Consider the following 20,318-nt stretch of genomic DNA (forward strand, 5'->3'; position numbering starts at 1 on the left):
CGCGCAAAAGTGGGAACCGGTTTTGCGCAACAGCGATGCGACAACAAAGATCTAGAGCGCGCTGCGCGCTCTAGAGGCCCCCCATGCCGCGCCAGCGGTCCGGCCCCATCCACACATATTCGACATAATGACCAAGCCACGGCCGGGTATCGAGATAGACGAACTTCAACATGCCCGGCGTCCCGCCCTTGAGCACCACCGGATAGGGCTGCTGCTCGACCCGCGCCATGAAGGCCGCCCAGTCATCGACCCGGTTGCAGATATGGTGGAAGACAAGCCGGTCATCGGCGGGCAGCGCATCGCGATAGAGCGCCAGCACATCCCCCGATATCGGCTGGATCAGTTCGAACTGCATGTCATCGACCCAGACGAAGGCGAGCTTCTGCACGCCCTGCCCCTCGCCCTGCGGCGTCCACAACTGCACCGGCACCTCGATTTCGGAGAGGGTGCGGACATCGGCCTGCGTGCGGAACTGTTCGACCGCCTTGTCGACATTGCGGGTGACATAGGCGTTCTGGAAATGATGGCCGGTCAGCATGGCTCAGCCCTCCCGCGCGACGTCATAGCGCGAAAGATAGCGCTCGAAATGCGGCGCCAATTGCTCCACCGACAGGTCATATTGGGCGAGCTTATAGTCGTGGCGACCGAACTTGCCCTGCGGATTATCGTCCAGCCAGGCCTGCATCGCGGCCTCCGCCTCCGGCGTGAACTCATCGCCCAGCGCCGCGTAGAGCCGCCGCATCGTGCCGATGGGATCGCTGGTGAGGTCGGCATAATGGACGTCGACCATGCTTTCCTCACCCAGTTTTTCGCGCGCATCCATGATGCGGTCGGCATGGAGCCGCGCCTGATAGGTGCAATTTTCCGCCAGCCATTCGGGATCGACCCGACCGGTAAAGGCCATCTGCCCCAGGCTGATGATCGAGCAGAAGCTGCCCATGGCGGTGTAGGGATCGCGATGGGTCCAGATGAAGCGGGCGTCGGGATAGATTTTGCGGATCGTCTCGATCCACAGGCTGTGGCTCGGCATTTTGAGGTTCCACACGCCCGGCGCATCGGCCTGCAGCAACTGCAGGAAGCGTTTGTGATAGTCATAGGCCGACGTCATGTCGGTCGAGAACAGCCAGTCGCGATAATTGGGCAGCTTCCCCCGCGATTCCAGCGCCAGCGCCTTGAAATCATGCGCCATGAAGAAGATGCATTCATTGGGATAGACGGCCGAATTGCGATAATATTTGCCCATTTCCGGCCGGGCGGCGAGCATCGCCTTTTCCTGTTCCAGCCGGGCGATGGCACGCGGATCGCTCTTGAGCGTCGCGCTGGTCGCCGGCGGCACCGGTTCGTCAATCTCCCAGGTCAGTGGCGAGCGCCGGGCCGGGTCGCAGGCCAGCAAATTGCTGAGTAGGGTGGTGCCGGTGCGGGGAATGCCGAAGACGAAGACCGGTCGTTCGACCGGCCGTTCCAGCAGTTCGGGCCGCTGCGCCAGATAATCGGTGGTCCTGAGGCGATTGGACAGAAGGTCGACGACATTGGCCTCCATCCGCGCATGGCCGCTGTCCGACAGGCCGGCCTGGTTCGCGTCCGCCAGCAATATGTCCAGCCCTTCGCGATAACTGTCGGAATCGAAGCGATCGAGGCCGGTGGCCTTGATCGCGCGGTCGATCAGCGCGTCGGCAACCAAAGCAGCGCCCATGGCATGTCTCTCCTGATGTCTTTTGCCGCCATCATGGGCAGCCGGGCGAGGCGCGCCAATGCTGCCCGATCAAGTGAACGGGACGGACTATCGACATCGGGCCATATCAGAAGCGCGCGGCCAGCCGCTATCGCGGGCGCGATGTCAGATGCTGGCGAAACTGGCGCGGCGTCGCCCCGGTGGCACGGCGAAAGGCGAAGGCGAAGCTGGAGGGCGAGGCGAATCCAAGCGCGAAGGCGATCTCCTTGATGCTCTCGCTCGACCCCAGATAGCGTTTGGCGACATCGATCCGGCACTGGACGATATAGTCGCCGATCGAACAGCCCCGGCTGGCGCGAAAGCCGCGCGTCAGTTGCCGCACCGACAGGTTGCACAGGGTCGCCAGTTCCTCCAGCGAGGGCGCCGCGCCGCCCAGTTGCAGCCGCTCGTCGATCCGCCGCAACCGCCAGGTGGCAAGCCCCCCGGTCGCCGGTCCCTCCGCGATCGCCTGGCAGTAGCGCGCCACCTCGATCGCCAGCTGCCCGGCGATCAGTTCGGTCAGCACGATGCTGCCCGGCCCCGGCCGGTTCACCTCTTCCGCCAGGCGGAACAGGCAGGCGCGCATATGCGGATGGGCGATGTCGAGACAGGCGGCGAGCCGACTGTCGGTCCATTCGATCGGCCCATCGAGCCAGCGGTCGATCGCCTCCGCCTTGATCTCGCACACAACCGAAGACTGGCTGCCCTGCCCTTCGGTCCGCAACCGCAAGGCCTGCCCCGGCGGCACCAGGAAAATCTCGCCCAGCCGCTCATAGCGATGCGGCCCCCAATGGTCGGCATAGCAGCCGCGCACCCGCTCGGGCCGGGGGGTCAGGCACATGTCGAGCCAATAATGGCGCTCGCGCCGGAAAATGCGGTCGGTCGGCCCCGCCAGGTCGAGCCGCATGATCCGCGCCTGCGCCTGCGGCACCGCAATCTCGGCCTCGAAAACCGACCTGGCATAGGATTCCGCCATCGCTCCCCCGCTCTCTGGCCATGTTTGGCCCTATCGCTGCACTATGGCTCATTCTCGACAGTCTGGTCAATTGCGTCGGCGCCGGAGTCGCCCCCATCCTCGGGCCATCAGGCAAGCCGCCAACGATGCGGCACCCTATGGAGAGAGATGAATGGCTAAGGGTCTTTTCGACTGCACGGGCAAGGTCACGCTGGTCACCGGCGGCAATGGCGGCATCGGCCTGGGCTTCGCCATGGGCGTCGCCAAGATGGGCGGCGACATCGCCATCTGGGCCCGCAACACGGACAAGAACGCAGCCGCAGCCGCAGCCCTGCGCGAAGCCGGCGCCGGCCGGGTCGAAACCTATCAGGTCGATGTCGCGTCGGAAGAGGCGATCATCGACGGCTATGCCACATTGCTCGCCGATTTCGGCCGCATCGACTGCGTCTTCGCCAATTCGGGCCGCGCCTCGCGTTCGCGCTCGGTGCTGACGCTGGATTCGGCCGAATGGCATGATCTGCTGGCGGTCAACCTGCATGGCGCCTTCTTCACCCTGCGCGAAGGGGCCAAGGCGATGGTCGCCCGCGCCGAGGCCGGCGAGCCGGGCGGCAGCCTGGTCTATTGCGGCAGCCTGTCGATGTTCCATGGCATTGCCGGGATCAACAATTATGCCGCGTCGAAGGGTGGCATGGGCGCCGCCGTGCGCGGCATGGCGGCGGAACTGGGCAAATATGAGATCCGCGCCAACAGCATTGCGCCCGGCTATATCAAGACCGGCATCGGCGGCGATGGCGAAATGAGCGAGGAGATGAAGGCCCGCATGGCCGCCGTCGACGCCCATTTCTCCGCCAAGACGCCGATCCATCGCCCCGGCGCGATCGAGGATTTCGAAGGGATCGGCGCCTATCTCGCGTCCGACGCCTCGCGTTACCATAGCGGCGACACGATCGTCATCGACGGCGGCAGCCTCGTCTATCCGCCCTACGCCTTCTGAGCCGATCGACGGAGCGCCCCGATGCACCTGCTCAACATCCATGATGTGAACGATGTCCGGCTCGACGCCTATCAGCGGCCCGAGCCGGGTCCGAAGGACGTCGTCGTGAAGATGAAGGCCTGCGGCATTTGCGGCAGCGACCTCAGCTATATCAAGAATGGCGGCATTCCCGGCCCCGGCAAGCTGACCGCGCTCGGCCATGAGGGCGCGGGCGAGATCATGATCGTCGGTGAGGAAGTGGCGGGCGTCAGCGTCGGCCAAAGCGTCATCATCAACCCGATGATGACCCCCAGCTTCATCGGCAGCGGCGGGCCGGAGGGCGCCTTTACCGAAGAACTGCTGGTCCGCGACGCGCGGCTGGGCGACAGCCTGCTGCCGATCCCTGACGGCATCCCCTATGATGTCGCCGCCATGTGCGAGCCGTTGTCGGTGGCGATGCATGGCGTCAACCGGGCGCAGGCCAGGGCGGGCGACAAGATCGTGATCTTCGGCTGCGGTCCGATCGGCCTTGGCATGGTGCTGTGGGCGATCGACCGGGGTTGCCAGGATGTGATCGCGCTCGACCTGGCCGAGGAACGGCTGGAGCGGGCCCGCGCGCTCGGCGCCCACACGATCAATCCGGCGAAGGAAGATGTGATCGCCCGGATCAAGGCGATCCACGGCACCACCACCGTGTTCGGCCGCGAAAAGGCGCAGACCGACGCCTATATCGATGCGGCCGGCGCGCCCTCCATCCTGTCCGACGTGATCGCCATGGCCAAGACCCATGCCCGCCATGTCATCACCGCCGCCTATATGAAGCCGATCGAGTTGCCCGCCGGTCCGATGCTGACGACGGAAATGACGATCACCACGGCGGTCGGCTATCCGACCGAAATGCCCGACGTGATCGCCGCCATGCCGCGCCTCAAGGACAAGATCGCGGCGCTGATCAGTCATAAATTGCCCTTCGCGCAGGTGATGGAGGGGCTGGAGATCGCCGCCCGTCCGCAATCCGCCAAGGTCATGATCGAGTTCGAGGGAGCCGACGCATGAGCACGCAAGCCACCGAGAAACCGCAGACGCCTTTGGGTGCGCTCGTCATGGCTGGACAGGGCCAGACCGAGGCGGAGGCGATCACCGAGAGCATCTTCATGGTGAAGGATATTTCCAACGCCTATCTGGTGACGACGGGCGATGGCGACCTGCTCGTCAATACCGGCTTCCTGGGCAATGGCGCGCGCAACAAGGGGCTGTTCGCCCCCCACCGCACCGGCGCGCTGAAACGCATCATCGTCACCCAGGCCCATCCCGACCATTATGGCGCCCTGCCCGACCAGACAGAGCCGGGCACGCAGGTCATCACGGGTGTCAACTTCGTCGACACGGAAGAGTATTTCGACCGGCTCGGCCCGTTCCTCGGCATCCGATCGGGCAAGCTCTGGGCATCGATGACCCGGCGCGACGGTCCGCCGCCCAAGCCGCCACGCATCATCCCCGGCCGGATGGTCGAGACCGTCCATGCCTTCGAACAGGGTGGCCGCAAGTTCGAGGTGGTGAAGACGCCGGGCGGCGAGACGCTCTGCTCGGTGTTCGTCTGGATGCCCGAAGAAAAGATCATCTTCACCGGCAATCTGTTCGGCCCGGTGTGGCGCTCCATGCCCAATCTGGTGACGATGCGCGGCGACCGCCCCCGGCTGGTGCGCGCCTATCTCCAGTCGCTGGAGCATGTCCGGTCGCTCGAACCCGAACTGGTCATCACCGGCCATGGCGATCCGATCCGTGGTGCAGACGCGATCCGCGCCGATCTCGACCGGATGCATGCCGCCGTCACCTATATCGAGCGCGAGACGATCGCCGGCATGAATGCCGGTCGTCCTGTGCAGGATCTGATGCGCGAGATCGTCCTGCCAGAGGATATCCGGATCGGCGAATTCCATGGCAAGACCAGCTGGGTCGTCCGCGCCATCTGGGAGGAAAATGCCGGCTGGTTCCATTATGAGGATGGCACCACCGCCCTTTATGGCGTGCCGCGCCCGACCGTCTATCCCGACCTGGTCGAACTGGCCGGCGGTGCCGGGGCGCTCGCCGCGCGCGCCCATGTCCATGCCGCAGCCGGGCGCCCGCTCGAGGCGCTGCACCTGCTCGACATCGCGCTGGGCGTCGCGCCCGACCATGAGGCGGCGCTGACCGTCAAGAAGGCCGCGCTCGAACAATTGCTCGCCCGCAGCGGCGGCACCAACCTGTCCGAAACCATGTGGCTGAAGGCGGAAATCGCCGACGCCGACAAGCGGCTCCCGGCCGCCTGACCCCCATTTCAGGAAGCATAATCATGGCACGCAGTCTTACCCATTTGGAGCGCCTAGAGGCGGAGAGCATACATATATTGCGGGAGGTTGTGTCGGAGGCGGATCGGCCTGTGATGCTGTATTCGGTGGGCAAGGATTCGGCGGTGATGCTGCATCTGGCCAAGAAGGCCTTCTATCCCTCGCCGCCACCCTTCCCGCTGCTCCATGTCGACACCACCTGGAAGTTCCGCGCGATGTACGACCTGCGCGACAAGGCCGCGCGTGACGCGGGGATGGAACTGCTGGTCCATCATAATCCCGAAGCGCAGGCCCGCGGCATCAACCCGTTCGACCATGGCGCGCTCCATACCGACATGTGGAAGACGGAAGGGTTGAAGCAGGCGCTCGACAAGTTCGGCTTCGACGCGGCCTTCGGCGGCGCGCGCCGCGACGAGGAGAAGAGCCGTGCCAAGGAGCGCATCTTCTCCTTCCGCACCGCCTCGCATGGCTGGGATCCCAAGAACCAGCGGCCGGAACTCTGGAACCTCTATAATGCCCGCAAGGCCAAGGGCGAGAGCATCCGCGTCTTCCCGATCAGCAACTGGACCGAGCTCGACATCTGGCAATATATCCAGCTCGAGGGCATCGAGATCGTGCCGCTCTATTTCGCCGCGCCGCGCCCCACCGTCGAGCGCGACGGCATGCTGCTGATGGTCGATGATGAGCGCTTCCCGCTTGAGCCCGGCGAAGTGCCGGTCGAGCGCTCGATCCGCTTCCGCACGCTGGGCTGCTATCCGCTCACCGGCGCGGTCGAGAGCGAGGCCAGCACCCTGTCGGAGGTGATCCAGGAGATGCTGCTCACCACCACATCCGAGCGCCAGGGACGCGCCATCGACAAGGATGCCGGCGGCGCCGGCATGGAGAAGAAGAAGCAGGAGGGGTATTTTTGACGCGCCACGGAATGCGTAGCGTTCCGAAGCGTCAACCCCGGCAAAGGCCGGGGCCTCAGGCCTCCGGGCTGACCCTCTCCCCAAGATCAACGAGATCCCAGCCTTCGCTGGGATGACGGGACAAAGCCAATGACCGATACGCTCGCCGACCCGATCTACCAGACCGATGCCCTCATCGCGCAGGACATCGACGCCTATCTCGACGTCCATCAGCACAAGACCATGCTGCGCTTCATCACCTGCGGCTCGGTCGATGACGGCAAGTCCACCCTGATCGGGCGGCTGCTCTATGACAGCAAGATGATCTTCGAGGATCAGCTCGAGGCGCTGCAGGCCGATAGCAAGCGCGTCGGCACCCAGGGCCAAGAGATCGACTTCGCCCTGCTGGTCGATGGCCTCGCCGCCGAGCGCGAACAGGGCATCACCATCGACGTCGCCTATCGCTTCTTCGCCACCGAGAAGCGCAAGTTCATCGTCGCCGACACGCCCGGCCATGAACAATATACCCGCAACATGGTCACCGGCGCGTCCACCGCCGACCTGGCCGTCATCCTGATCGACGCGCGCAAGGGCATCTTGACCCAGACGCGGCGCCACAGCTACCTCGCCCACCTGATCGGCATCCGCAACATCGTGCTCGCCGTCAACAAGATGGACCTGGTCGGCTATGACCAGGCCGTGTTCGACAAGATCGTCGCCGATTATGCCGCGTTCGCGCAATCGATCGGCATCAGCGCCTTCACGCCCATCCCCATCTCCGGCTTCAAGGGCGACAATATCACCGCCCGGTCCGACAACACCCCCTGGTATCAGGGCCCAACGCTGATGGCCCATCTCGAAAGCGTCGAGGTCGATGCCACCACCGCGGCGGCCAAGCCCTTCCGCATGCCGGTCCAGTGGGTCAATCGCCCCAATCTCGACTTTCGCGGCTTTGCCGGCCTGATCGCCAGCGGATCGGTCAAGCCGGGCGATGCCGTGCGGGTGCTGCCCTCGGGCAAGACCAGCACCATCAGTCGCATCGTCACGCTCGATGGCGACCTCGACGAAGCGATCGCCGGCCAGTCGGTGACCCTGTGCTTTGCCGATGAGATCGACTGTTCGCGCGGCGACGTGATCGCGGTCGCCGACAATCCGCCCGAGGTCTCCAGCCAGTTCGAGGCGACCATCGTGTGGATGGATGACGAGGCGATGCTGCCGGGTCGGCCCTATTGGCTCAAGATCGGCACACAGAGCGTCTCGGCCACTGTCCAGGCGCCCAAATATGTCGTCAACGTCAACACCATGGAGCATCTGGCGGCCAAGACGCTGGACCTCAATGCCATTGGCGTTGCCGAACTGGCGACCGACAAGCCGATCACGTTCGAGCCCTATGCCGACAACCGGACCTTGGGCGGCTTCATTCTGATCGACAAGATCAGCAACCGCACCGTGGCGGCGGGCATGCTCCACTTCTCGCTGCGCCGCGCCCAGAATGTCCATTGGCAGGCGACCGACATCGGCCGCGAGGCCCATGCCCAGCTCAAGAACCAGGTGCCCCGCATCCTCTGGTTCACCGGCCTCTCGGGCTCGGGCAAGTCGACCATCGCCAATGAGGTGGAAAAGCGGCTCGCGCTGATGAACCGCCACACCTTCCTCTTGGATGGCGACAATATCCGCCATGGCCTCAACAAGGATCTGGGCTTTACCGAGGCAGACCGGATCGAGAATATCCGCCGGGTCGGCGAGGTTGCCAAGCTGATGGCCGACGCGGGCCTGATCGTGCTGACCGCCTTCATCTCCCCCTTCCGCGCCGAGCGCGAGATGGTGCGCGAGATGCTGCCGGACGGCGAGTTCATCGAGATCTTCGTCGATACCCCGCTGGAGGTCGCCGAGGCGCGCGACGTCAAGGGTCTCTACAAGAAGGCGCGCTCGGGCAGCCTCAAGAACTTCACCGGCATCGACAGTCCCTATGAGGCGCCCACCAGCCCCGAGATACGGGTCAACACCGTCGAGATGACGCCGGAAGAGGCCGCCGAGCATATCATCCGCAAGATCATGCCGCTCAAATGAGAGAGGGCAGCATGACCGACGCGGACCTGGCCGCCCATCTCGCCGAAACCGCCGGCCGCCTGCTGCTGGAGGTCCGCGCCTCGGGCCTGTTCAGCGCCAAGGCGCTCGGCAAGGCCGGCGACCAGACCGCCAACCAATTCCTCGTCCATGCGCTGCGGGAACAGCGGGCCGAGGATGGGTTGCTCTCCGAGGAGATGGCCTGTGACGGGGCGCGACTGACCCACAGCCGCGTGTGGATCGTCGATCCGGTCGACGGCACCCGCGAATATGGCGAGGAACGCGCCGACTGGGCCGTCCATGTCGGCCTCGCCATCGACGGCGTCGCCACCATCGGTGCGGTTGCGCTGCCGGGCCATGAAGACGGCATCGTCCTGCGCACCGACCAGCCGCGCGCCATCCCGCCCGCGCCCGAAAAGCTCCGCATGGTCGTCTCCCGCACCCGCCCCGCACCCCAGGCGGTCGCGGTCGCAGAGGCGCTGGGCGCCGAGCTGGTGCCCATGGGATCGGCCGGCGCCAAGGCCATGGCCGTGATCCTGGGCCAGGCCGACATCTATCTCCATGCCGGCGGCCAATATGAATGGGACAGCTGCGCACCCGCCGCCGTCGCGCTCGCACACGGCCTCCATGCATCCCGCATCGATGGATCGCCGCTCATCTACAACCAAGAAGACACATACATGCCCGACCTCCTCATCTGTCGGCATGAACATGCCGACAGCGTGCTGGGGGCCTTGGCCGAGATCGCGGCGCAGGCCGCCTGAAAAACAGAAGGGAAGAGGATCATGACCACCGACACCATCGGCCTCGACGCCGACGCCCTGGTCGCCGCCGCGCGTGCCCAGACCGGCCTCACCAATCTCGGCGACGACGCCATATTGGAAGGGCTGGACGTGCTGGTCGACGCGATCAATCGCGAGGCGCATCTGACCGAATCGGCGCAGGGCCGCTGGGCGCAGCAGCTGACCGCGACGCTCGCCAACCGCTTGCAGGTCGAGGACTGGCTCGCCCGCCATCCCGAATTGCTCGACGCGCCGGTCGAGAAACCGATGTTCGTCTTCGGCCTGCCGCGCACCGGCACAACCTTGACGATCAACCTGCTGAACGCAGATCCGGCTCGCCGGTCCTTCCTGCGCTGGGAAGCATTCAATTCGGCGCCGCCCGCTGCGGCCGGCACGCTCAGCAGCGACCCGCGCTATGTCGCGGAACAGGCGCGGCTGGACATGTCGCTCAAATATGCGCCGCATATTTCGGCCATCCATCATGAGGATGCCGACAGCCCGACCGAGTGCCAGTTCGCCATGGCGCCGTCCTTCTGCGCCCAATATTATGACTCGGTTCTGCATGTGCCGAGCTATCAGAAATGGCTGTTCGCCACGAGCTACCTGCCCGCCTTCCGCTATCACAAGCGGCTGCTGCAATTGCTGCAGGCAGAAAATGGCGGCCGCTGGACACTGAAGAATCCCTGGCATCCGCTGTTCCTGGACGACCTCACCACCGTCTATCCCGATGCCCAACTGGTCATGACCCATCGCGATCCGGCCGATGTCGTCGGCTCGGCCTGCTCCCTCGTCTATCAGGTGCGCAAGATGTTCAGCGCCGATGTCGACCCGGTCGAGGTCGGCCGCTCGCAACTGCGCACCTTCGACCTGATGATCGAGCGGATGCTGGCCTATCGCGCCAAGCATGGCCAGGATGCGATCCAGGACATCCAGTATGACGACCAGCTGCGCGACCCGATCGGCGAGATGCGCAAACTCTATGCTCGCTTCGACGAACCGTTCACGGCGGAAGCGGAAGCCGGCATGACCGCGATGCTGGCCGCCAATCCACAGGGCAAACATGGCAAGCACAGCTATGACCTGGCCGATTATGGCCTCGATCGGGCGCAGATCCACGCCCATTTCAAGGCCTATACCGATCGCTTCTCGATCCCCGTGAAGGCCTGATCCGATGACGCAGGCCCATCATGATCTCGCCCGCCGCTTCTTCGCCGCCCTGTCGGCGGCGGCACTGCCGGACGAATTGCTGACCGACGACATGACCGCCTGGACGACGACGTCGGGCGTCGATGCGCCGCGCGCATCCTATCAGCGCGGCGTCGCGATGCTGGGGTCGCTGTTCCAGGGCGGGCTGACCTTCACCGTCGATTCGCTGACGGCCGAAGCGGACCGGGTCGCGGCCGAGGTGCGGTCGGCCGGCACGCTGGTGAATGGCGAGCCCTTCGCCAATCGCTATGTCTTCCTGCTGCGCATCCGCGACGGCCGGATCGCCTCGGTCGCCGAGCATTTCAACCCGGCGCCGGTGGAAGCCCAGATCAAGCCGCTGATCCAGGCGATGATGGCGGCGAAACAGGGCTGAGCAATCAGCCCTGCTTGGCGCCCTGACTGGCCATTGCGAAACTGTAGCGCAGATGGTCAAGATGGCCGGTGGGGACTGGTGGAAACAGCAGCGCGTCCTGCGTGTCGCGTATCCCCTCCAGCCGATCGGCAATCTGCTCGATCGTCCAGTCGGGCTGGAACACGCCGACCGTTTCCATCGTGTAGGCCCGCGCGACGCGGCCAGCCATGGCGATCAGCATCTCACCGCTGACGGCGCAATCCTGATGCGCGAGATAGCCGACGGCGGGTGCGACCAGCTCCGGATCCATCGGCGGATAGGCGCTGGTGTCGAGACCCTCGGCCATGCGGGTGACGGCGCCGGGCAGGATGATGTTGCTCTTCACCCCATGGGCCGCGCCCTCTATCGCGGCGACGTTGGACAGGCCGATCATCCCCGCCTTGGCCACGCTGTAATTGACCACGCCGGCATTGCCATAAAGGCCGTTGATCGATCCGGTGAGGACGATGCGGCCATAAGTCGCCGCACACATATGCGGGAAGGCGGCGCGCACGACATGGAAGGCGCCGCGCAGATGAACGTCGAGCACCGTCTCGAAATCGGCATAGCTGAGTTCCGCCAGACCGCCGCGCCGGACGATGCCGGCATTGTGGATAAGGATGTCGATGCTACCGAAATGGTCGCGGGCGAGGTCGATCATCGCCTGTCCGCCTTCGGGGGTGGCGACGCTGTCGGTCGAGGCGATCGCCTGGCCGCCGGCGGCGCGGATTTCGTCCACCACGGACTGGGCCGGGCCGGCATCGGTCCCTTCGCCCTGCATGCTGACGCCGGGATCATTGACCACCACCTTCGCGCCGCGCGCCGCCAGCAGCAGTGCATAGGCCCGGCCGAGGCCACGCCCGGCGCCGGTGATCAGGGCGACGCGGTCGTCAAATCGCAGCATGATAGTCTCTCTCCCGGATGATGGTTGGCGGGGAGCTTAGCGGTGCGTGCCCCCTCCCCCCAAGCGGGCGGGCAATTGATCGCTCAGGCGACGATGCCCGCGCCGCGCAACCGGGCGATGGTCTGCGCATCCATCCCCAGAAGGTCTGCCAGCACCGCATCGCTATGCTCGCCCAGCACCGGCGGGGCGCTCGGCACAGGCTGCTCGGCGCCGGGGAAGCGGAAGGGACGGTTGACGATCGGGATCATGCCCAGCGTCCTGTGCTCGGTCTCCACCACCATGTTGCGGGCAAGCGTCTGCGGCTGGGCCAGCGCCTCGCTGATGGTCAGGATCGGCGCATGGGGCACCTGATGCGCGGCGAACAGATCGGCGAGGTCAGCCACGGTGCGGGTCTGGGTCACCGCCGACAGCAGGGCGTTCACCTCCGCCCGCCGCTCGCGCCTCTTGTCCAGCATGTCGTATCGCGGATCGTCGGCCAGCGCCTCCAGGCCCAGCGCGGCGCAGATCTTGCCCCAGAAATGATTGGTGAGACAGGCGATCACGATCGACCCGTCGCTGGCCGGGAAGACGCCATAAGGGACGAGATTGGGGTGCTGCGATCCCTGCGGCACCGGATCCTGCCCGGTGAAGAAGCTGAGTTGCGCCAGATAGCCGAGCAGGCCGATCATCCCGTCCATCAGGCTGATGTCGATCAGCCGGCCACGCCCGGTCGCATGGCGCTCATGCAGGGCGGCGAGGATCGCGATCGGCCCGTTGATGCCGCCGACCAGATCGCCCAGCGGAATGCCGAGCTTGGTCGGCAGTCCGCCCGGCTCGCCATTGACGCTGAGCGCGCCGGACATGGCCTGCAGCACGATGTCGAAGGACGGCCGGTCCTTGAGTGGCCCGGTCATGCCGAAACCCGAAATGGCGCAATAGATGAGGCCGGGATTGATCGCCGACAGCGCCTCATAGCCAAGGCCCAGCCGGTCCATCACGCCGGGCCGGTAATTTTCGATGAGGATGTCGGACTTGGCCGCCAGATCGCGGGCGATCGCCAGCCCCTCGGGGGCCTTGAGGTCGAGCACGATGCTCTTCTTGCCGCGATTGACGCTGAGGAAATAATGGCTCTCGCCGTCGCGCAGCGGCGGGAAGCTGCGGGTGTCGTCGCCACTGCCCGGCGGCTCCACCTTGATCACCTCCGCGCCCAGATCGGCGAGCGCCAATGCAGCCGAGGGGCCGGCCAGGACGCGGGTGAAATCCAGCACCCGCACCCCGGCCAGCGGCCCCGCCCATATATTCTTGTCGTGGCTGTCCATCATGTATCGTCCAGCGGACCGTCCCATCCCAAATCCTCCCCAGGGGGAAGGAACGGTCCGCCGCGCCCGGATCAGGCCGGGCGGCTGGGCAGTTCGGCGATCGAGGTGCCGAAGGCCGAGACTTCGCCGCGATGGGTTTCCGCGCGCTGCTGGATCTCGACATATTTCTTGCCATTCTCCTCGAACTTGCGGATCACGCTGCCGTCGATGAAGATCACGTCGCCATCGGGATTGTGGCGGCGGATCTGGCACTTGCTCTTGTGCAGGAAGCCGTCGTCGCCGATCCAGTTGGTGACCTGATGGGTCAGCCAGCTGCAGCGTTCCGGACCATAGTCATAAGCGCCCGGCGCGCCGACTTCGAGCGCGAACGCCTCGTCCCAATGGACGCGTTCCGGGCAGTCGGGCACGTTGAAGCGGTTCTTGATGCCGGTGCCGGGATGCTTCTGCTGCATCTTCCAGGCGAGCTTGTTGGCGCGGATATAGAGGCCGCCCCAGCCCTGCGCGTAGCAGATGAAGCCGGTGACGGTCATCGGCCCCTTCATCATGCGCGGCAGTTCGTCGCCGACCTGCACATCTTCCCAATAACGGGGCGTGGCGCCGCGAATTTCTTCCTTCTCGTACAGCTTGTACATTTCGGCGAGCTGTTCGTCGGTGAAGGGCTCCACCCGGCCACGGGCTTCGGTGTACTTGGTGCCACGCTCGCGCGCTTCGTCGCGGTCGGTGCGGAACACCCAGCTGTCGCCTTCGGCCACCTTGTCGCCCGACTGGTTGAAGAAATCGACATGATAGATCTGCTGGAAGCTGCGGCCGGCGAACTTGGTCTGATGCTCGATCAGATCCTTCAAATAGGCCTCGGTGCGGATGGTGTCGTTGCGCAGCACCGGCTTGTGCCAGGTCCAGTCGGCCCCCGCCCACATCGCATGGACGCCCGACAGGCCACCGCAATAGCCCGAGATGATGCGGCTGGTGGTGAACAGGAAGCTCGGCAGCGCGACCAGCGAACCATGTTTTGTCTTCTCGGCATAGGCCGGATCGCACCACAGTGGATTATCGTCGCCGATACCGTGCGCATAGTGGCGGATCGCGTCGCGCGTGGCTTCGTAGTTCCACGGCTCGACCGTATTCTCGATCTTGACGCCGATGCGCTTGCGCAGGTCGTCCAGCCCCTCCTCGGTGATCTTGGGGAATTTGTTCACGGGCGCGGCGGCCAATGTTGCCATCTCTCTTCTCCTGACTTCAGTTGGCGAGTTCGACCGCCTTGGCGGCCTCACGATCTCTCAATATCTTGCGGTGAACCTTGCCGGCCGGCGTCTTGGGCAGGTCGGTCACGAATTCGACGATGCGGGGAAATTCGTGCTGGGCGAGCTTTTCGCGGGTGAAGTCCTGCAATTCGCGGACCAGCGCATCGCTGCCGTCGCGATTGAGGATGATGAAGGCCTTCACCACCTGGCCGCGCTTGTCGTCGGGCACGCCGATCACCGCGCATTCCAGCACCGCCTCATGCTTGAGCAGCGTATTCTCGATCTCGACCGCGCTCATCGTCCAGCCGGCCGAGATGATGACGTCGTCGGCGCGGCCGCAATGGTAGAAATAGCCGTCAGCGTCGATCTTCGCCCGGTCCTTGGTGGTTTCCCACCGGTCGCGGCGCCACAGCATCAGTTCGCCAATCTCGCCGGGGTCGCAGGCGCTGCCATCGGGGCGCTGCACTTCCAGCTTCTGGCCCGGCACCGCCTTGCCCAGCGAACCCGGCTTCACCATGAAATCCTGCGCGCCGGGATAGTTGACCAGCACCACGCCGATCTCAGTCGTGCCATACATGGAACAGGCCGGCACCTTGAAATGGGCGCCGATGAACTCCAGCGTCGCCGGGTCGATCGGCTCGCCGGTGTAGGACAGCTTGTCGAAATGGAAGGCGAAGTCGGCGGCCCGGCCGCTATTCTTCATCATACGATAATGGGTCGCGGCGGCCGACATGTTGGTGATTTTGTGATCCGACAGCGCCTGCATCAGCCGCACCGGATCGAAGCGGCCGGCAAAGGTGCCGGTGGTCACGCCCAGCCCCAGCGGCGCCAGCGTGCCATGCCACAGGCCATGGCCCCAGGCCGGCGAGGAAGGGCAGAAAAATTCGTCGCCCGGCCGGATGCCGGTGCCGTAGAGGGCGGCGAACATCAACGTCACCAGCGCGCGATGGCTGTGCTTCACCGCCTCGGGCAGTTCGCGCGTGGTGCCCGACGTATATTGGAAGACGGCCAGGTCATTGGCCTTGGTCTTCGGGCTGTAAGTCGCCGGGAAACGGGCGAGATCGGCCAGCAATGCGTCGTCGGCGACGATCACGCGCGGGCCATCCATGCTGCGCGCAAGCTCCGCCTTTTCGGCATTGGTGATGAGGATGGTCGGCTTGCAGTCATCCACCCGCAGCCGCAGCGCATCCGGGCCGAACAGGGTGAAGAGCGGTACCGAGATCGCGCCGGTCTGCATCGCCCCGAACAGACAGACATAGAAGGGCAGCGAAGGCTCCAGCATGAAGGCGATGCGTTCGCCTGGCTGAATACCCTCGGCATCGAGCCAATGGGCGAAGCGCGCGGCGCCCGCCGCGATCGCGTCGAAGCTCAATATCTCGTCCCGGCCGCCATCATCACCATTGGCGGCATGAGCGATGCGCACGGCGGCGCGGCCCGATCCGTCGGCATGGCGGGTGATGCATTCATGGGCGATGTTGAGGTCTTCGCGGTCGCCGTCGAACAGATCCCACAGCGCCGCTGAGGTCGCATGTGCCTGTGCATCGGCATAGCTGCGATAGTCGGTTAGCTTCGCCATCATCCCATCCCATCGGTCCGGTATTCAACCGGGCGAACGGGTCAAACCCCCGTCGCTGCTTGCCACAAGCGATGTCACAGCGACTCATTTGTTGTAAATGGTGAATAATGTTCTATATTTCGAATGACAGGCCATCGGCGTCGCGATAGGATGGCGCCATGACCGACAGCCGCACCACGCCCCGCCCGCCCTCCACCGTCCGCAAGGTCGCCAAGGCCGTGCAGGAGAGCAAGGCGCCCGCCATCGCCCGTGCCGCCGCAATCCTGCGTCTGCTGGGCAAGAGCGACCGACCGCTCGGCGTGCAGGCGATCGCCAAGGAACTGGGGCTGGTGCCCAGCACCTGCCTCTATGTGCTGCGCGCGCTGGTGGAGGAGGAACTGGTCGCCTTCGATCCCGACACCAAACGCTATGCGCTGCAGGCCGGCGTGCTGACGCTGGCGCGCAACTGGCTGCGCCGCGACGCCTTCAACGACCTTGCCCAGCCCGTGCTCGACCGGCTGGCCCAGCGCTTCGGCCTCACCATGCTGGGGGTGCAGGCGGTGGGCCTCGATCATATGATCGTCGTCGCCATGGCGCAGTCGGGCAGCGGCTTTCAGCTGAGCGCCCAGGTCGGCAGCCGCTTTCCCGCTCTCATCAGCGCCACCGGCCGCTGCATCGCCGCCTTTGGCGATTATGGCGAGAAGGAACTGAAGGCGCGGTTCGACACGCTGCGCTGGGACGATCCGCCGCCCTTCGCCGACTGGATGGAACAATTGCGCCAGACCCGCACGCAGGGCTTCGCGGTGGACGAGGGCCAATATATTGCCGGCGTCACCGTCGTCTCCGCGCCGGTGTGGAAAGGCGCCGGCCGCCCGGTCCATGCGCTGGTCGCGATCGGCATCGGCGCCGCTCTGCAACGCGAAGGGCTGGGCGCATTGCAACAGGCGCTGGTCGAGGCTGCGGACGCGCTCAGCGAGCAGCTCAGCGGCGACCGTCCCCTACCGGCGGCGTAGCGCCAGCACGCTCCCTTCGGCGTCGCCCGAGACATAGAGCGTGCCGTCCGGTCCCGCCGTCACATCGGCGAAATTGATCATCGGCCCGGCCATGTCACCGATCGGGCCCAGGAATTTGGGCGTCACGCCGGCGGGCGCGCCGACCGGCAGGGCGCTGGCGATCGTCTCACGCCCGCCGCCCGACAGGTCGGTGGCGATCAATGTCTTGGCCAGCGTATCGACGACGAACAGCTTCCCATCATGGATCGCCAGCCCTTCCGGCCGACCAAGACCATCGATGATCGTCTCGCTGCGACCGCCCGCGATGCGCAGCACGCGCCCCGCCCCGGCCTCGGCAACATAGACTGTCCCGTCCGGCGCCAGCGCCACGCCCATCGGCTTGTCGAGTCCGGTCGCGAGTTCGCTGACCGCGCCATTCTCGATCGAGAGCAGCCTGCCCGTGCCATATTCGGCGACGACCACCGCGCCACCCGACGCGACCGCCACGCCCATCAACTGGTCGAGGCCGGTGGCGAGGAAATCGCTTTCCCCTTGCCCCGGCCGATAGCGCGCCACCGCGCCAAGGCCGGTGCTGATGATCCACTCCCCCGCCTGCGCGCCAGCTGCGACACCGCGCATATAGCCGGGGCAGCCGGGGTAGAAGATCATGCCGGCGAGGGTCAGCGCCTCGCCGGACCGCAGCGTATATCCGAAAGTGCCGTCAGCAACGAACAACGCGCCGTCCGCGCCCATGGCGAGACCCAGCGGCCATTGCAGTGCGCGCGGCACCATCGATCGCACCTTGCCGTCGCCCAGCAATTCGGTGATCTCGCCCGGAATGCTCGACACGAAGATGCGGTCGCCGATGAAGCTGACATTGTCGAGGCCCGGGCCAAGATCGGCCAGCACCTCGCGTGTGCCGCTCACCAGGTCGAGCCGCAGCACCTGGCCGCTGGCCACCTGGGTCGTGACGATCCGCCCCTTGCTGTCGAACTTCACCGAATCCGGTACGCCCAGATCGCCGGCTACCACTTCGGGCGCGCCGCCATTCAGGTCCACCCGCCAGATCTCGTTGGCGCCCATCACGGGAAAATAGAGTTTGCCGTCCGGCCCGACCTGAAAGGCGTTGGCCATCGGGATATTGTCGAGGATGACGCGCGGTTCGCCCCCATCCAGGTCCAGTTCCATGATCCGCGCACCGATGCGGCATTCGCCCGCAATCAGCCGGCCCTGATGCCAGGTGATCGGATTGGCGACCGGAATGTCGCCGCGCACCACCCGCACGTCGCCCGATGGCGTGCGCATCGCGACCCGGCCCTCGGTAATCTCGGTCAGATAGAGGTTGCCGGCATCGTCGAACACCAGATCGTCAGGCGCGACGATGGCGCCGCCCATCGCGCTGATCGTCTCGATCGCGCCGCTGTCGACATCGATCGCGCTGACCTGGCTGCCACCGACCTGTGCGACATAGAGACGCCCGTCCGGCCCGGTCGCCAGGCCATTGGCGCCGTGCAGGCGGCTGGGCGGGGTCAATCGCGCGAGCGACCAGCCCTCGGCAGCGATCGCAGCACTGGCGGCGCCATAGCGCCCGGACTGGACCGCCATCTCAGGCGTAGCCCAGCAGCGACTTCACTTCGAGATATTCGAGGAAGCCATGCTCGCCCCATTCGCGGCCATTGCCGCTGCGCTTGTAACCGCCAAAGGGGGCGTGGAAATCGAATCCGCCATTGATGCTGATCCAGCCGGTGCGCATCCGCCGGGCAACGGCGCGGCACTGGTCGACATCGGTGCCACTGACATAGCCGGCAAGGCCGAAATTGCTATCATTGGCGATCGCCACCGCATGGTCGATATCGTCATAGCCGATGATCACCAGCACTGGGCCGAATATCTCCTCGCGCGCGATCACCATGTCATTGGTGCCCACGAACACCGTCGGCTTCACGAACCAGCCCTTGTCGATCCCGTCCGGGCGACCGGCGCCGCCGGCGATCAGGGTCGCGCCCTCGTCCAGGCCCTTTTGAATATAGTCCTGGATGATGTTGTACTGGCTCTTCGACACGACCGGACCCATGGCGACATTGCCGGTCGGATCACCGACCGTCACCGCGTCCGCCGCGCCCTTGGCCGCCGCAATCACCTCGTCCATGCGCGCGGCCGGCACCAGCAGGCGCGATCCCGCGCTGCAGGTCTGGCCCGAATTGCCCATCATGCCGCCGGTCGCGCCCGCGACATTGGCGGCCAGGGCGTCGTCATCCAGCACGATGAAGGCGCTCTTGCCGCCCAGTTCCAGGCCGACCCGCTTGATCGTGGTCGCCGCATCCTTCTGAATCTGCACGCCAACCGGCTCCGACCCGGTGAAGGACACCATGTCGACATCCTCATGGGTGGAAAGCGCCGTGCCGATCACGCTGCCGCTGCCCTGGACCATGTTGAACACGCCCGCCGGCACGCCCGCCGTATCCAGAATCTCGGCCAGGATCTGGGCCGAGAAGGGGGCGAGCTGTGGCGGCTTCAGGATCATGGTGCAGCCGGTCGCCAGCGCCGGGAAAATCTTCACGCAGGTCTGGTTCATCGGCCAGTTCCACGGCGTGATGAGCGCGCAGACGCCGATCGGCTCGCGCGCGATCATGGTCGCACCATGCTGTTCGTCGAACTTGAATTCGCGCAGCACCTCGATCGCGGTCTGCAGATGCCCGGCGCCCAGCCCGACATGGAAGCCATGGGCGAGCGAGGACGGCGCGCCCATTTCCTCGATGATCGCATCGCCCAGTTCGGTCTGGCGCCGCGCATATTCCGCCTGGATGGCGAGCAGCAGGTCGAGCCGCTGGTCGCGCGTGGTCTGCGACCAGCCGGCAAAGGCCTTGCGCGCAGCGGCGACCGCCTTGTTCACATCGGCCACGCCGCCGAGCGAGATCGTGCCGGCCACCGCCTCGGTCGCGGGATTGATGACATCCGCGGTCTTCGGTTCGACCGGGGCGACCCACTGGCCGTCGATATAGAAGTTCCGATAGTCGCGCATGTCG

At 65.5% G+C, this 20,318-nt stretch carries 18 protein-coding genes; 9 read left to right on the plus strand and 9 right to left on the minus strand.

Annotated elements, in window-relative coordinates; translation table 11 throughout:
- Positions 1 to 70 precede the first annotated feature (70 nt).
- From AC0KVN_RS21960 to AC0KVN_RS21970, 3 genes are all read right to left on the minus strand, one after another.
- The gene (locus tag AC0KVN_RS21960) at positions 71 to 538 is read right to left on the minus strand and encodes a VOC family protein (RefSeq protein WP_435568063.1); all 468 of its coding nucleotides are present in this window, start codon (positions 536 to 538) and stop codon (positions 71 to 73) included.
- A 3-nt stretch (positions 539 to 541) separates the two neighbouring features.
- On the minus strand, positions 542 to 1,693 hold the full coding sequence (locus AC0KVN_RS21965; RefSeq protein WP_435568064.1) for a sulfotransferase family protein: 1,152 nt from the start codon (positions 1,691 to 1,693) through the stop codon (positions 542 to 544).
- A 127-nt stretch (positions 1,694 to 1,820) separates the two neighbouring features.
- Positions 1,821 to 2,687 (minus strand): helix-turn-helix domain-containing protein, encoded by an 867-nt coding sequence (locus tag AC0KVN_RS21970; protein ID WP_037518834.1) that lies wholly within the window; start codon positions 2,685 to 2,687, stop codon positions 1,821 to 1,823.
- Positions 2,688 to 2,838: 151 nt separating this feature from the next.
- Here AC0KVN_RS21970 and AC0KVN_RS21975 point away from each other — a divergent pair, with 151 nt between their 5' ends.
- The 8 genes from AC0KVN_RS21975 (at position 2,839) to AC0KVN_RS22010 (ending at position 11,284) form a co-directional block, all read left to right on the plus strand.
- On the plus strand, positions 2,839 to 3,660 hold the full coding sequence (locus AC0KVN_RS21975; RefSeq protein WP_037518837.1) for an SDR family NAD(P)-dependent oxidoreductase: 822 nt from the start codon (positions 2,839 to 2,841) through the stop codon (positions 3,658 to 3,660).
- Positions 3,661 to 3,681: 21 nt separating this feature from the next.
- Positions 3,682 to 4,695: a zinc-dependent alcohol dehydrogenase gene (locus AC0KVN_RS21980; RefSeq protein ID WP_435568065.1), complete on the plus strand. Its 1,014-nt coding sequence runs from the start codon at positions 3,682 to 3,684 to the stop codon at positions 4,693 to 4,695.
- Positions 4,692 to 5,948 carry an MBL fold metallo-hydrolase gene (locus AC0KVN_RS21985; RefSeq protein ID WP_435568066.1) on the plus strand — a complete coding sequence of 419 codons (1,257 nt, stop codon included), beginning with the start codon at positions 4,692 to 4,694 and terminating at the stop codon, positions 5,946 to 5,948. Before AC0KVN_RS21980 ends, AC0KVN_RS21985 begins: the two co-directional genes overlap by 4 nt.
- Before the next feature lie 23 nt (positions 5,949 to 5,971).
- Positions 5,972 to 6,877, plus strand: coding sequence for a sulfate adenylyltransferase subunit CysD (gene cysD, locus AC0KVN_RS21990; protein ID WP_435568067.1), 906 nt, complete (start codon positions 5,972 to 5,974; stop codon positions 6,875 to 6,877).
- A gap of 129 nt (positions 6,878 to 7,006) precedes the next feature.
- The gene (cysN, locus tag AC0KVN_RS21995; RefSeq protein ID WP_435568068.1) at positions 7,007 to 8,926 is read left to right on the plus strand and encodes a sulfate adenylyltransferase subunit CysN; all 1,920 of its coding nucleotides are present in this window, start codon (positions 7,007 to 7,009) and stop codon (positions 8,924 to 8,926) included.
- Positions 8,927 to 8,937: 11 nt separating this feature from the next.
- Complete coding sequence (locus AC0KVN_RS22000) at positions 8,938 to 9,687, plus strand: 3'(2'),5'-bisphosphate nucleotidase CysQ (protein ID WP_435568069.1); 750 nt, start codon at positions 8,938 to 8,940, stop codon at positions 9,685 to 9,687.
- A 21-nt stretch (positions 9,688 to 9,708) separates the two neighbouring features.
- Complete coding sequence (locus tag AC0KVN_RS22005) at positions 9,709 to 10,872, plus strand: sulfotransferase family protein (protein ID WP_435568070.1); 1,164 nt, start codon at positions 9,709 to 9,711, stop codon at positions 10,870 to 10,872.
- A 4-nt stretch (positions 10,873 to 10,876) separates the two neighbouring features.
- Positions 10,877 to 11,284 (plus strand): nuclear transport factor 2 family protein, encoded by a 408-nt coding sequence (locus AC0KVN_RS22010; protein WP_435568071.1) that lies wholly within the window; start codon positions 10,877 to 10,879, stop codon positions 11,282 to 11,284.
- Between the two features lie 4 nt (positions 11,285 to 11,288).
- On the opposite strand, the gene AC0KVN_RS22015 is transcribed toward AC0KVN_RS22010, so the two are convergent.
- The 4 genes from AC0KVN_RS22015 to AC0KVN_RS22030 form a co-directional block, all read right to left on the minus strand.
- Entirely contained in the window at positions 11,289 to 12,206 is a 918-nt protein-coding gene (locus tag AC0KVN_RS22015) for an SDR family NAD(P)-dependent oxidoreductase (RefSeq protein WP_278986881.1), read from the minus strand.
- A gap of 83 nt (positions 12,207 to 12,289) precedes the next feature.
- A complete protein-coding gene (locus AC0KVN_RS22020; RefSeq protein ID WP_435568072.1) occupies positions 12,290 to 13,507 on the minus strand; it encodes a CaiB/BaiF CoA transferase family protein in 1,218 nt (405 codons plus the stop codon).
- 68 nt (positions 13,508 to 13,575) lie between these two features.
- A complete protein-coding gene (locus AC0KVN_RS22025; RefSeq protein ID WP_435568073.1) occupies positions 13,576 to 14,724 on the minus strand; it encodes an FAS1-like dehydratase domain-containing protein in 1,149 nt (382 codons plus the stop codon).
- 16 nt (positions 14,725 to 14,740) lie between these two features.
- On the minus strand, positions 14,741 to 16,324 hold the full coding sequence (locus tag AC0KVN_RS22030) for an acetate--CoA ligase (protein ID WP_435568074.1): 1,584 nt from the start codon (positions 16,322 to 16,324) through the stop codon (positions 14,741 to 14,743).
- Between the two features lie 155 nt (positions 16,325 to 16,479).
- On the opposite strand from AC0KVN_RS22030, the gene AC0KVN_RS22035 reads away from it, so the two are divergent.
- Positions 16,480 to 17,313 (plus strand): IclR family transcriptional regulator, encoded by an 834-nt coding sequence (locus AC0KVN_RS22035; protein WP_435568075.1) that lies wholly within the window; start codon positions 16,480 to 16,482, stop codon positions 17,311 to 17,313.
- Here AC0KVN_RS22035 and AC0KVN_RS22040 read toward each other — a convergent pair.
- Positions 17,299 to 18,897, minus strand: coding sequence for an SMP-30/gluconolactonase/LRE family protein (locus AC0KVN_RS22040; RefSeq protein WP_435568076.1), 1,599 nt, complete (start codon positions 18,895 to 18,897; stop codon positions 17,299 to 17,301). The two genes, AC0KVN_RS22035 and AC0KVN_RS22040, sit on opposite strands and share 15 nt — an antisense overlap.
- Position 18,898: 1 nt before the next feature.
- Positions 18,899 to 20,314 carry an aldehyde dehydrogenase family protein gene (locus tag AC0KVN_RS22045; protein ID WP_435568077.1) on the minus strand — a complete coding sequence of 472 codons (1,416 nt, stop codon included), beginning with the start codon at positions 20,312 to 20,314 and terminating at the stop codon, positions 18,899 to 18,901.
- Between the last annotated feature and the right edge of the window lie 4 nt (positions 20,315 to 20,318).

The organism is Sphingobium sp. SG1, assembly GCF_057063145.1.